The 12,449-nt window shown below is 36.7% G+C and carries 10 protein-coding genes; 3 read left to right on the top strand and 7 right to left on the bottom strand.

Annotated features, from left to right (window positions below):
- Window positions 1–6 precede the first annotated feature (6 nt).
- The 4 genes from BLR62_RS02395 to BLR62_RS02380 all read right to left on the bottom strand — a co-directional run bounded on the left by BLR62_RS02395 (window position 7) and on the right by BLR62_RS02380 (window position 4,788).
- The gene (locus tag BLR62_RS02395) at window positions 7–1,611 is read right to left on the bottom strand and encodes a dihydrolipoyllysine-residue acetyltransferase (protein ID WP_090792697.1); all 1,605 of its coding nucleotides are present in this window, start codon (window positions 1,609–1,611) and stop codon (window positions 7–9) included.
- Between the two features lie 36 nt (window positions 1,612–1,647).
- A complete protein-coding gene (locus tag BLR62_RS02390; protein WP_090792695.1) occupies window positions 1,648–2,625 on the bottom strand; it encodes an alpha-ketoacid dehydrogenase subunit beta in 978 nt (325 codons plus the stop codon).
- A 3-nt stretch (window positions 2,626–2,628) separates the two neighbouring features.
- Complete coding sequence (gene pdhA, locus BLR62_RS02385) at window positions 2,629–3,711, bottom strand: pyruvate dehydrogenase (acetyl-transferring) E1 component subunit alpha (protein ID WP_090792693.1); 1,083 nt, start codon at window positions 3,709–3,711, stop codon at window positions 2,629–2,631.
- Window positions 3,712–4,140: 429 nt separating this feature from the next.
- On the bottom strand, window positions 4,141–4,788 hold the full coding sequence (locus BLR62_RS02380) for a YkyA family protein (RefSeq protein WP_090792691.1): 648 nt from the start codon (window positions 4,786–4,788) through the stop codon (window positions 4,141–4,143).
- A 256-nt stretch (window positions 4,789–5,044) separates the two neighbouring features.
- Here BLR62_RS02380 and def point away from each other — a divergent pair, with 256 nt between their 5' ends.
- From def to rnjA, 3 genes are all read left to right on the top strand, one after another.
- Window positions 5,045–5,593, top strand: coding sequence for a peptide deformylase (gene def, locus BLR62_RS02375; RefSeq protein WP_425438860.1), 549 nt, complete (start codon window positions 5,045–5,047; stop codon window positions 5,591–5,593).
- A gap of 324 nt (window positions 5,594–5,917) precedes the next feature.
- Complete coding sequence (locus tag BLR62_RS02370) at window positions 5,918–6,127, top strand: DNA-dependent RNA polymerase subunit epsilon (protein ID WP_090792685.1); 210 nt, start codon at window positions 5,918–5,920, stop codon at window positions 6,125–6,127.
- Window positions 6,128–6,129: 2 nt separating this feature from the next.
- The gene (gene rnjA, locus BLR62_RS02365; protein WP_090792682.1) at window positions 6,130–7,797 is read left to right on the top strand and encodes a ribonuclease J1; all 1,668 of its coding nucleotides are present in this window, start codon (window positions 6,130–6,132) and stop codon (window positions 7,795–7,797) included.
- 107 nt (window positions 7,798–7,904) lie between these two features.
- On the opposite strand, the gene BLR62_RS02360 is transcribed toward rnjA, so the two are convergent.
- From BLR62_RS02360 to BLR62_RS02350, 3 genes are all read right to left on the bottom strand, one after another.
- Window positions 7,905–8,576 (bottom strand): potassium channel family protein, encoded by a 672-nt coding sequence (locus BLR62_RS02360; protein WP_090792679.1) that lies wholly within the window; start codon window positions 8,574–8,576, stop codon window positions 7,905–7,907.
- A gap of 149 nt (window positions 8,577–8,725) precedes the next feature.
- The gene (locus BLR62_RS02355) at window positions 8,726–10,555 is read right to left on the bottom strand and encodes an ABC transporter ATP-binding protein (protein WP_090792676.1); all 1,830 of its coding nucleotides are present in this window, start codon (window positions 10,553–10,555) and stop codon (window positions 8,726–8,728) included.
- A gap of 17 nt (window positions 10,556–10,572) precedes the next feature.
- A complete protein-coding gene (locus tag BLR62_RS02350) occupies window positions 10,573–12,321 on the bottom strand; it encodes an ABC transporter ATP-binding protein (protein ID WP_090792675.1) in 1,749 nt (582 codons plus the stop codon).
- Between the last annotated feature and the right edge of the window lie 128 nt (window positions 12,322–12,449).

Below are 12,449 nucleotides of genomic sequence, written 5' to 3'. Positions count from 1 at the left end.
ATCAGATTACGCCTCCATCATAATTAATTGTGGATCGTTCAATAAACGCTTCACTTGATTTAATGCAAATTGAGCTGTTGCACCGTCTACAATACGGTGATCAAAGCTGAGTGATAGCGCAAGCACTGGTGCTACAACAATCTCACCATCTTTTACAACTGGTTTTTCAGCAATACGGCCGATACCTAGAATTGCAGCTTCTGGGTAATTTAGAACAGGTGTGAACCACTGTCCACCAGCTGAACCAATGTTTGTAATTGTTGAAGAAGCATCTTTCATTTCGTCAGGACTTAATTTACCTTCCTGTGCTTTTGATGCTAATTCGTTAATTTCTTTTGAAATATCAAAGATTGATTTTTTGTCTGCATCACGGACAACAGGTACTAATAGACCTTTATCTGTGTCAGCAGCAATACCAACGTTATAGTAATGCTTATAAACAATTTCATCTGATGCATCATCAATTGACGCATTAATTACAGGATATTGTTTTAAAGCTGAAACAAGTGCTTTTACAACGTATGGAAGATACGTTAATTTAATGTCTTTTTCTTGAGCAACTGGTTTGAATTTCTTACGATGTGCTACCAACTCAGTTACATCAATTTCGTCATGTAATGTAACGTGTGGTGCTTTTTGTTTAGAGTTAACCATTGCATTCGCAATTGATTTACGGATACTAGACATTTTCTCGCGTGTTTCTGGTAACTCACCAGCAGAAACTTGTGTTGTCTTAGCAGCTGATTTTTCTTCTTTGGCTGCTGATTTTTCTTCTGTTTTCGCTTCTTGTTGCTCAGCAGATTCAGAAGCTGGTGATTGATCACCATCCATAAATGCTTGAACGTCTTCTTTCAAAATACGTCCATTTTTACCTGAACCGTTTACTTCTTCAATTGCAACATCATTGTCACGTGCGAACTTACGTACAGAAGGCATCGCAATAACACGTTTATCCGAAGCTGTTGATTCTTTCTTAGTTGATTGAGATTCACTTGGTTTTGACTCTTCTTTAGTAGCTTTTTCGTCACTCTCTTCAGATTCATAACCTTCAGCAAAAATCGATACAATCGTCTCACCAACTGTTGCAACCGATCCCTCATCAAAGTGTACTTCTTTAATCGTACCTTCTACTGGAGACGGAATCTCAACAACTGCTTTATCATTTTGCACTTCACAAAGCACGTCGTCTTCTTTTATTTCATCGCCTGCTTTTACGAACCATTTAGCGATTTCACCTTCATGGATACCTTCACCAATGTCAGGTAGTTTGAAAGAAAACACGCCTTGACTTGACTCTTCAGACGAAGTCGATTCTTTCGATTCAGATGCTTTTTCTGAACCAGTGTCGCCTGAATCTTCTTCTCCTTCATAGCCTTCAGCATCAATTGTTACGATTGTTTCACCAACTGTTGCTACTGATCCCTCATCAAAGTGTACTTCTTTAATCGTACCTTCTACTGGAGACGGAATCTCAACAACTGCTTTATCATTTTGCACTTCACAAAGCACGTCGTCTTCTTTTATTTCATCGCCTGCTTTTACGAACCATTTAGCGATTTCACCTTCATGGATGCCTTCACCAATATCAGGCAATTTAAATTCAAATGCCATGTTCATTTACCTCCCTGTTTTTAACTTGCACTAACCTTAATAGTTAATAACGTCGTTTACTTTCTCAACAATATCGTTATGATTTGGTAACCAAATCTCTTCTGCTTGTGTAAATGCATATACTGTATCTGGTGCTGCTACACGTAATACAGGTGCTTCTAAGTGTAAAATCGCTCTTTCTTGGATTTCAGCTACAACTTGAGATGCAATACCTGCTTGACGCTGCGCTTCTTGAACGACAACAGCACGATTTGTTTTCTTAACAGACTCAACAACTGTTTCAACATCCATTGGCGCAATCGTTCTAAGGTCAATTACTTCTGCACTAATTCCTTGTTCTTCTAAAGCTTCTGCTGCTTTAACTGATGCTTGAACCATCGCACCATACGCAACCAAGGTCACATCAGTACCTTCTCTTGTTACTTTAGCTTTACCCAATTCAACTTCATAAGCTTCTTCAGGTACTTCATCACGGAATGAACGATAAAGTTTCATGTGCTCTAAGAAAATCACCGGATCGTTATCTCGGATTGAAGAAATAATTAAACCTTTTGCATCATATGGGTTCGATGGGATCACAACTTTAAGACCCGGTTGTTGTGCCATAAGACCTTCAAGTGAGTCAGCATGCAATTCTGGTGTATGCACACCCCCACCAAATGGAGAACGGATCGTAATTGGCATATTTACTGTATTACCTGAACGATAACGCATACGAGCCATTTGACCAGAAATTGAATCCATTACTTCATAAACGAAGCCGAAGAATTGAATTTCGGGAACTGGACGGAAACCTTGAGTACTTAAACCAATTGATAGACCACCAATACCTGATTCAGCTAGCGGCGTGTCAAATACACGATCTTCACCAAATTCATCTTGAAGACCTTCAGTCGCACGGAAAACACCGCCGTTTTGACCAACATCTTCACCAAAAACTAATACATTTTCATCATTTTTTAACTCTGTGCGCAATCCATCAGTGATTGCTTGAATCATTGTCATTTGAGCCATGATTTACTTCGACTCCTTTGCTTTATATTCTTCCATTTGCTCTTCTAAATGTTGTGGAAGTGTTTCGTACATATTTCCAATTAAGTCAGTCACTTTTTGTTTAGGTGTATTATCAGCTTCTTTTACAGCTGCTTTAATTTCTTCTTTTGCTTTTTCAATGATTTCGTTTTCTTCATCTTCAGACCATAGACCTTTGTCTTCTAAGAACTTACGGAAACGCACTAATGGGTCACGTTTCTCCCACTCGTTATCCATTTCCTCTGTACGGTAACGTGTTGGATCGTCACCAGCCATTGTATGTGGTCCATAGCGGTACGTAAGAGCTTCAATTAATGTAGGACCTTCGCCGTTTACAGCACGATCTCTTGCATCCTTAGTCGCTGCATAGACAGCTAGAACATCCATACCATCTACTTGAATACCTTCAATACCAGCCGCTACCGCTTTTTGCGCTAAAGTATCGGCAGCTGTTTGTTTTTCAACAGGTGTTGAAATAGCAAATTGGTTATTTTGCACAACAAAAATCGCAGGTGAATTAAATGCACCAGCAAAGTTCATCCCTTCATAGAAATCACCTTGAGATGTACCACCATCACCTGTGTACGTAATCGCAACTGCATCTTTATTACGTTTTTGAAGTCCTAATGCAACACCAGCTGTTTGAACATATTGTGCACCAATAATAATCTGCGGGCTAAATGCATTTACATCTTCAGGCATTTGATTTCCTTTGAAATGTCCTCTTGAGAATAAAAACGCTTTATATAATGGAAGACCTTGCCAAATTAGCTGTGGAACGTCACGATACCCAGGTAGGATAAAGTCGTCTTGCTCTAATGCATACTGACTTCCTAGTTGAGATGCTTCCTGACCTGCTGTTGGTGCGTAGAACCCTAAACGCCCTTGGCGATTAAGAGCAATTGATCGTTGATCCAAAATTCTCGTATACACCATTCTTGTCATTAATTCTTTTAATTCATCATCTGAAAGTTCTGGCATCGCTTCTTCATTTACGATTTTACCTTCTTCATCCAGAATTTGAAACGTTTCAAATTGTTCTGCAACTTTGTCTGTTGTACGTTTCAAAAAACTCACCTCTTCCTTTCTTTCTCGCTTATTTTTTAAGTATTTTGCCTCAAATCTTTAGACAGATATGAAACATAAATTGCACTTATTGGTACATTACCCTTTGATAACTTTTTCTAACCATGATTTGGGCAAAAAAATATCTGTTATACATGGAATAACGTTAAAAACTAGTACAATTTATTTTCTGTTCTCAGTTTATCTTATTATTAAATGCCGGTCAATTACTTTGTTTGAATAAGATGCGAATTTATTTACCAAAAAGTTTTAAAACTGTTATAATGTGAACTGTTTCACTTTCTGTTGTGAACTGTATCATTATCGCGGTTCGTTTAAACGCGTTTATGACAACGAATTCATCTCTTCTTACGCTCTTTCTCAATATTAAGCAAAAAAATAGAGATGAACTTAATCATCTCTACAATTTTATTATTCATATGTGACATTTAAATCTGATTGCTCATAAAATTCACGCTTAGACTGATTAAAGTCATCTGTAGCTTGGTTGAATACATCATTTGCTTCAATTACTTCTTCATACTGCTGATTAACCTCGTCAACTTGGTCAGACAATTGATCTTCTTCTAAATCTTCATCTAACAGTAACTCATATAATTCTTCATCTAAATCTAATGACGTTTGATACGCTTCATGTAAATCAAGAAATGCTTGATAACGTTCTTCCATTCGATCCAACATATCTTCAGCTAATGGTTGCAAGTCTTCATCTAAATCTTCAATATATTGCTCGATTTGATCAAACTCTTCTTTTGAAGCTTCAATACTTTCTCTCTCTGTTTCAGTTAAATCACGACGTGTATCAATAGATTCAATAGCCTCTTGTGCGAGTGCTTCAATTTCTTCAAATTCGTCCATGTCTAACTCACTTATTTCATTATATATTTCTTGTTCTTCTTGTTCCAATTCACTTAACGGTTGTTGTTGATCAACAAAATCACTTTCAAGTTGCACGGATTCTTCCATGTGTTCATACATTGACTCTTCAGGTGAATCACCAGAACAAGCCACCATTACTAGAGTACTTAACACTAATAAACCGATTAATTTTAAACGCAAAACAAGATCCTCCATTCTCTCTTTTATCTATGATGCATTTTGGGCATATTTTTAAACAGTATAACATAATTACTATCAAAACTTATATAGAAAAAATAAAAAAGTTTCTTGCGTATTGTTCCTATTTCTATGAATAGCCCTTTTTAAAAATTTGTGTTACACTCATAAATAGTGATGGAGAATAGATAATTGTTTATCTATTTATACGGCGATGATCATTTCATAATAGAAGGAGTGTGTCTTTGGATTGCTAACGATGAAAGATGTTGTTAGAGAAGGTCATCCTTCTTTAACTAAAGTTGCAAAAGAAGTAAAACTTCCGGCAACAGATGAAGATAAAAAATTATTACATGATATGTTAGAGTTCGTTAAGAACAGCCAAGATATCGATATGGCAGAAGAGTATGATTTAAGACCAGGTGTTGGAATTGCAGCACCTCAGCTTGGTGTTGAAAAAAGAATGTTTGCTGTGCATTTTGAAGACCCTAAAGGTCGATTGTATAGCGGTGGATTCTTCAACCCTAAAATTGCAAGTCACTCAGTTGAGATGACTTACCTTCCATCAGGTGAAGGCTGTCTATCTGTCGACCGAGACGTACCTGGTATTGTTCCAAGGTACCGTCGCATCACATTAAAGGCAACTAACCTTGAAGGAGACGAGGTTAAATTCCGCCTGAAAGATTATGCTGCGATCGTCTTTCAACATGAATTCGATCACTTAAATGGTGTTATGTTTTACGATCACATAAATGAAGCTGATCCATTTAAAGCACCTGAGAATGCAAAAGCTTGTGACCTCGAATAAGGTGAATAAGCACACGCTCTAAAGGCTACACTAAAATTAAATGTATGATAACACGGATTTATTTTATCGGTTACTATTTCCAAACAACGAATTCCATACTATACTATAAGTAACAGGTTTGACCGGATGAACGATTATGTTTATAAAGGAGCTGTTTACTTATGTTAAAACGACTAAGAGAAAAGCTTCGCAAAAAATGGAAACGTCTATTTAATAAGCAACGTGTGCCGAACGCCTAATGAATGATCTGGTTTACTAATGAGAAGTAACACAATGACTGAGAAATTACGCATGAGTATAAGCTCATATTTAAGGAGAGATTGAATGATTTTTAAAGTTTTATACCAACAAAAAGGAAAAGAAGTACCCGTAAGAGAAAATACGGATAAACTGTATTACGAAGCAGAAAACGAGCGCCAAGTACGTAAAGATTTGGATGATCGCGATATTAATATTGAATACATCCAACCACTTGAAGGTAATCACCTTGCATATGAACAAGCATCTGAAGATTTCAAAGTGGAGAATGCATAGTTATGAAATTTGTTAAAAATGATCAGACAGCTGTATTCGCACTTGGTGGACTAGGTGAAATCGGAAAAAACACGTATGGCATCCAATTCCAAGATGAAATTATTTTAGTTGATGCCGGTATCAAATTCCCTGAAGATGAATTGTTAGGAATTGATTATGTTATTCCGGATTACACATACCTCGTCCAAAACCAAGATAAAATAAAAGGACTTTTTATCACACATGGTCACGAAGATCACATTGGTGGTATTCCTTATTTATTAAGAGAAATCAACATACCTATATATGCAGGTAAACTCGCGCTCGGGTTAATTAAAAACAAACTAGAAGAACATGGCTTACTGCGCCAAGCTAAGCTACACACATTTAACGAAGATGATTTAATTAAGTTCAGAAAGACGTCAGTCACGTTTTTCAGAACCACTCATAGTATTCCAGATTCTTACGGGATTGTGGTTAAAACACCTCCCGGTAACATCGTGCACACTGGCGATTTCAAATTCGATTTTACGCCTGTAGGCGAACCAGCTAACATTGCAAAAATGGCTGAAATCGGTAAAGAAGGCGTTCTTTGTCTATTATCAGACAGTACAAACAGTGAAGTTCCTGGCTTTACGATGTCTGAGCGTGTCGTTGGAGATAGTATTAATGATATTTACAGTCGTGTAGATGGTCGCGTTATATTCGCAACATTTGCATCGAACATTTATCGCCTTCAACAAATGGTTGAAGGGGCTGTAAAACATAATCGTAAAGTTGCTGTATTCGGGCGAAGTATGGAAGGCTCAATAGCAATTGGTAGAGAATTAGGCTATATTAAAGCACCTGATGATACATTTATAGACCATCACCAAATTAATCGTTTACCAGCTAATGAAGTCACGATCTTATGTACAGGATCACAAGGTGAACCGATGGCTGCACTATCACGAATCGCCAATGGTACGCACCGTCAAATTTCTATCATTCCAAATGACACTGTTGTCTTTTCATCATCGCCAATTCCAGGCAATACCGTCAGTGTTAGCAGAATGATTAACATGTTGTATCGTGCTGGTGCTGAAGTGATTCATGGACCTCTAAACGATATTCATACGTCGGGACATGGTGGACAAGAAGAACAGAAATTAATGTTAAGATTATTGAATCCTAAATATTTCATGCCAATTCACGGTGAATACCGTATGCTTAATGAACACATAAAATTAGCTGAAGCATGTGATGTTGAAAAGGGTCACTCCTTTATTATGGATAACGGGGATGTATTAGCTTTAGGTAAAGAACACGCTTCTGTTGCTGGTAAAATCCCATCTGGCTCTGTCTATGTTGATGGTAGCGGTATAGGCGATATTGGTAATATTGTCCTTAGAGATCGTCGTATTCTTTCAGAAGAAGGTCTTGTTGTTGTTGTTGTCAGTATCGACATGAAAGAATTCAGAATCGCATCCGGTCCAGACATTATTTCTAGAGGTTTCGTTTACATGCGTGAATCAGAAGACTTGATAAATGAAGCGCAAAAGTTAGTTTCTAAACACTTAAATAAAGTGATGGAACGTAAAACAACGCAGTGGTCAGAGATCAAAAATGAAATCACTGACACAATTGCACCTTTCTTATTTGAAAAAACAAAACGTCGTCCAATGGTTTTACCGATCATTATGGAAGTATAAGACAAACAGTAACAGAAAGAGCCGAGCGATCAATCGCTCGGCTCTTTCTATTTACATCTAAACTATATTTTGACGGAGTGACACCAAACACTTTTAATATAGAAACTCTAATCATCAATAACGAGTTGTTTTTCAAACCTTGAAATATCTTTATCCGCGCCAATGATAACTAAAACATCTTCATCTTCTATCACTTCTGTTGCAAGTGGAGACACATTAATTTCGTTGGCCTCTCCCGATTTTATAGCTACAACATTACAACCAAATCGAGCACGAATATCAAGTTCTGTAAGTGACTTACCAACGAGCTTAGTTCCTGCTTTGATTTCAACAATACTATGGTCATCCGATAATTCTAAGTGATCCAAAATGTTATTTGAAATGATACTGTGCGCTATTTTTCTACCCATATCACGCTCAGGGTGAATCACCTGATCAGCACCTATTTTATTTAGAACTTTCTCATGATAATCATTTTGGGCTTTCACTGTAATCTTTTTAATTCCCAACTCTTTTAGCATTAAAGTTGTTAAAATACTAGCTTGAATATCTTCACCAATAGCTACAATGACATGATCAATATTACGAATGCCTAATTCTTTTAAAACTTTCTCATCCGTTGCATCGGCTATGACAGCATGTGATGCTATATGTCGATATTCATTAATTTTACTTTCGATTGTATCAATCGCTAAAACATCCATACCTTCAGAACTTAATTCACGACAAACACTACCTCCAAATCGGCCTAAGCCAATAACAGCAAACTCTCTTTTCACACCGATTCCTCCCTACAAATCCTACATTGCTTAGTCTAGCATATTTTCAAAAAGGTTCCTACTAAAAAATAATCATATGTATTAAAAAGCAAACCCTAACCTTTTAATTAATAAAAAAGTTAGGGTTCTTTGTCTAAAGAGACCACTGATTAAAGCGCTTCTAACATTTCAAATTGTGACCGAACTAAATGGTAGTATTCCCCTTCTTGTTCGATTAATTCATCATGATTTCCTTGCTCCAATATGCGGCCATGTTCAAGAACGATAATATTATCCGCTTCACGTATTGTAGACAGTCGGTGAGCAATCATAATAGCCGTTCGACCTTTTAATAATTTACGTAACGCTTCTTGAATTTTCATCTCAGCTTCTGTATCAATACTTGCAGTCGCCTCATCTAAAATAAGAATTCTTGGGTTGGCAAGTAATGCTCTAGCAAAAGATAGTAATTGTCGTTCGCCTGCAGATAAAATATTCCCTCTTTCTTCAACTTCTGTTTGATAACCTTCTCCTAGCCGTAAAATGAACTCATGTGCCCCAACGACTTTAGCAGCATCTTTTACTTCTTCATCCGTTGCATCTGGACGGCCGAATCTGATATTTTCCATAATCGAGCCAGAAAAGATAAAGGTATCTTGCAAGACAACACTAATATTTTGACGTAAGCTATCTAATCGCATGTCACGTAAGTCATGGCCATCAATTCGAACAGATCCATTGGTCGGATCATAAAAGCGGCTAATTAAGTTAGCAATGGTTGATTTACCTGACCCCGTATGACCAACAAGTGCAACAGTCTGGCCCGCATGAATGTTGATATCAATTTCATGTAAGGCCACTCGATCATCGTCATATGAAAATTTCACGTGATCAAATTTAATGTCCCCTTGCATATCTTCAAATGACTTTGCATCTGGTTTCTCATAAACATTCGGTTGTTCATCTAAAAATTCGAAGATTCGCTCAGAAGATGCCATTGCAACTAGTAATTGATTATAAATTTGACCAAGTCGAGAGATGGGTTCCCAAAACATTCCTAAATAAAAGGCAAATGTCACAAACGTACCAATTCCAACTTGTTCATTTATAATAAGTGTTGAACCAAATGATATAAGGATAACGGTTCCAATGGCATTACTCATCTCAACAAACGGACCGAAAAAGGCACTTTTTTTCATTGCTATACGTTCTTTTTCATAGTTGTCTGTGTTCACACCATTAAAGTATTCCGTATTCTCTTTCTCCTGAGAAAATGATTGCGTAATCCGAATCCCTTGAATACTCTCATTCAAGTGTGAATTCAACTTTGATTTTTGAATGCGCACTTGTTGCCAAGATCTCCGAATTCTTCTTCGTAGTTTTGTCGAAATATAAAACATGATCGGTAAAATAACTAAGATCGCAAGTGCTAACTGAGGACTCAAAATTAATAATATAACGACAATCCCTGTCAACATCGCAACATCCATTAGTAAGTTTATAATCCCATTTGTGAAAAGTTCTTGTAGCGAATTAACATCATTTAATATTCGCACAAGAATCGAGCCCGCTGAACGTTTGTCAAAAAAACTGTGACTCAAACGCTGGACATGTGAAAATAATTGCATTCTTAAATCATAAATAATCCGCTGACCTAATATGTTAACGAGTTTTATACGATACCGATTGGCAATATAGTTTGCTAAGTACAAAACACCAATTAAAATAATAAATTGAGTCAAGAGCGTCACATCGCTCTGGGCTATCGCCTGTTCAATTACATATTGGCCGATCATGATCGGTACAAACAAACGTACAATCATATTAATGAACATTGCAAACAATGCTTTTGGTAAAATGGTTTTCGCATACGGCTTTAAATAATTTAATAACCGCGCCATCTGCCTCCAGTTAAAAGGCTTCTCTACAGCCGTCTCTTGCGGATAATAAAAACGTTTCACATGAGGACTGACGTATTTTTCTTCTGTTTGTTTTGTCAAATGAAGCGCCTCCTTTCCTAATACGTACCCATAATCGCTTTTTTATCTTGGTATTGAATATCATAAATACGTTGATAAGGACCATTGTTTTCGAGTAATTGATCGTGTGTCCCTCTTTCAACAATCGCACCATCTTCTAACACTAAAATTTCATCTGCATGTTTAAGTGATGAAATACGGTGTGCGATAATAAATGTTGTTCGATCTTCCATAACTTCTTTTAGGGCACGTTGAATTTTAAATTCAGTTTCCATATCAACAGCTGATGTTGCATCATCCAAGATAAGTATACTTGGATCAATCAACAATGCTCTAGCAATTGCTACACGTTGTCTTTGGCCGCCTGAGAGCCCCATGCCACGTTCACCAAGCATCGTATCGTAACCATCAGGCATTTCCATAATAAAGTCATGTGCTTGAGCACGCTTACTCGCATCAATAATATCAGCCATTGACGCATCTGGATTCCCATAAGCAATATTTTCTTTAATTGTCGTTGAAAATAAAAATGATTCTTGTAAAACGAATCCAATCTGTTTTCGTATTTCTTTTAAGTTATAGTCTGATGTTTTTCTACCATCTATATAGACCTCTCCAGAAGCCGGCTCATAAAAACGTGTCATTAATTGTGTGATGCTCGACTTACCGGCACCTGTCGCACCAATTAAACCAATCACTGATCCTGCTTTAGCATCAAAGCTAATATCTTTTAATGCCGGATCATCATCATCTGTATATTTTAGTGTGACATGATCAAACTCAACATGCCCTTTAATATCATCTGCTGAAATGGCATCATTAGACTCAACGATGTCTTCTTCAGCTTCTAATATATCAAGTAGTCGCTCACCTGCCGCTTTAGCCTGTGAAAATTGATTGACAATAAAACCTAAATGCATAAGTGGACCCACTATATAGTTGATTAAACTAAAGAAGGCGACGAGCTCACCTAAACGCATATGCTCGTTAATGACTAACCATCCACCAAAAATAAGCAAAGCGATCATCGCAATGTTTCCAATAAACTCCATGAATGGAAAATACTTTGACCAAATTTTTGATGTGTTAATATTGACATCTCGATATTGCGTATTGTCTGTAGTGAAACGTTCAATTTCAAAATCTTCTTTAGATAATGATTTAACAGTGTTCATACCACTTACATTTTCTTGAATTCGTGTATTCAAGCTACCTAACGATTTACGTATTGATCGAAAGGCAGGGTGAACTTCTTTATCAAACCGTTTAACAACGACGATTAATAAAGGCATAATCGCCATCGTTACAATCGCTAATGGCACAGAATAATAAAACATAACAGCTAAACTACATAACATTAAAAAGACAACGCGGATCAGTTCTTTAAATCCTGCAGCTAAAAAGAACTTGAACCCTTCTACATCCATTGTTAAACGTGACATTAAGTCACCAGTTCGTGCATTATCATAGTAGCTAAATGATAAACGTTGTAATTTTTTATACAATGCATCACGTAAATTATAAACTGCAGTAACCCCGAATTTATCTCCCAAATACTGCTGAGAAAAATTCGCGATCCCTTTCACTGCCATAATCAAAATAAATCCGATTGATAATACAGGTATAAGCTCAAAGTTTTCATTCATAATCACTTCATCAATTGTGATTTGTAACACCATTGGATAGATCACTGTAATTGCGGTGACAATTAACGTGAAAAGTATCGCTGTAAAAAAATAACGTTTATGAGGCCAATAGAATTCTTTTAGTTTTTTAAATGTGTTCATGTGCCTCCCCTTTCTGAATTATGCTTATCTCTTAATAATATATCGAGTTCCGAAATAAATTACTACCCTTTTGCATCATTTTCTTTTATTTTCTTAAATTTTCTTTGTTGTGAAGACAAAAATTGATT

This window comes from Pelagirhabdus alkalitolerans, from assembly GCF_900096905.1.
Classification (GTDB): domain Bacteria; phylum Bacillota; class Bacilli; order Bacillales; family Amphibacillaceae; genus Pelagirhabdus; species Pelagirhabdus alkalitolerans.
Note: the sequence above shows the minus strand (reverse complement) of the source record. Positions and strands in the feature narration are given on the sequence as shown.

Coding starts and splice junctions, on each gene's coding strand:
- def (WP_425438860.1), top strand. CDS start 5,045: ATGAAAGATGTTGTTAGAGAAGGTCATCCTTCTTTAACTAAAGTTGCA.
- BLR62_RS02390 (WP_090792695.1), bottom strand. CDS start 2,625: ATGGCTCAAATGACAATGATTCAAGCAATCACTGATGGATTGCGCACA.
- BLR62_RS02350 (WP_090792675.1), bottom strand. CDS start 12,321: ATGAACACATTTAAAAAACTAAAAGAATTCTATTGGCCTCATAAACGT.
- rnjA (WP_090792682.1), top strand. CDS start 6,130: ATGAAATTTGTTAAAAATGATCAGACAGCTGTATTCGCACTTGGTGGA.
- BLR62_RS02395 (WP_090792697.1), bottom strand. CDS start 1,611: ATGGCATTTGAATTTAAATTGCCTGATATTGGTGAAGGCATCCATGAA.
- BLR62_RS02370 (WP_090792685.1), top strand. CDS start 5,918: ATGATTTTTAAAGTTTTATACCAACAAAAAGGAAAAGAAGTACCCGTA.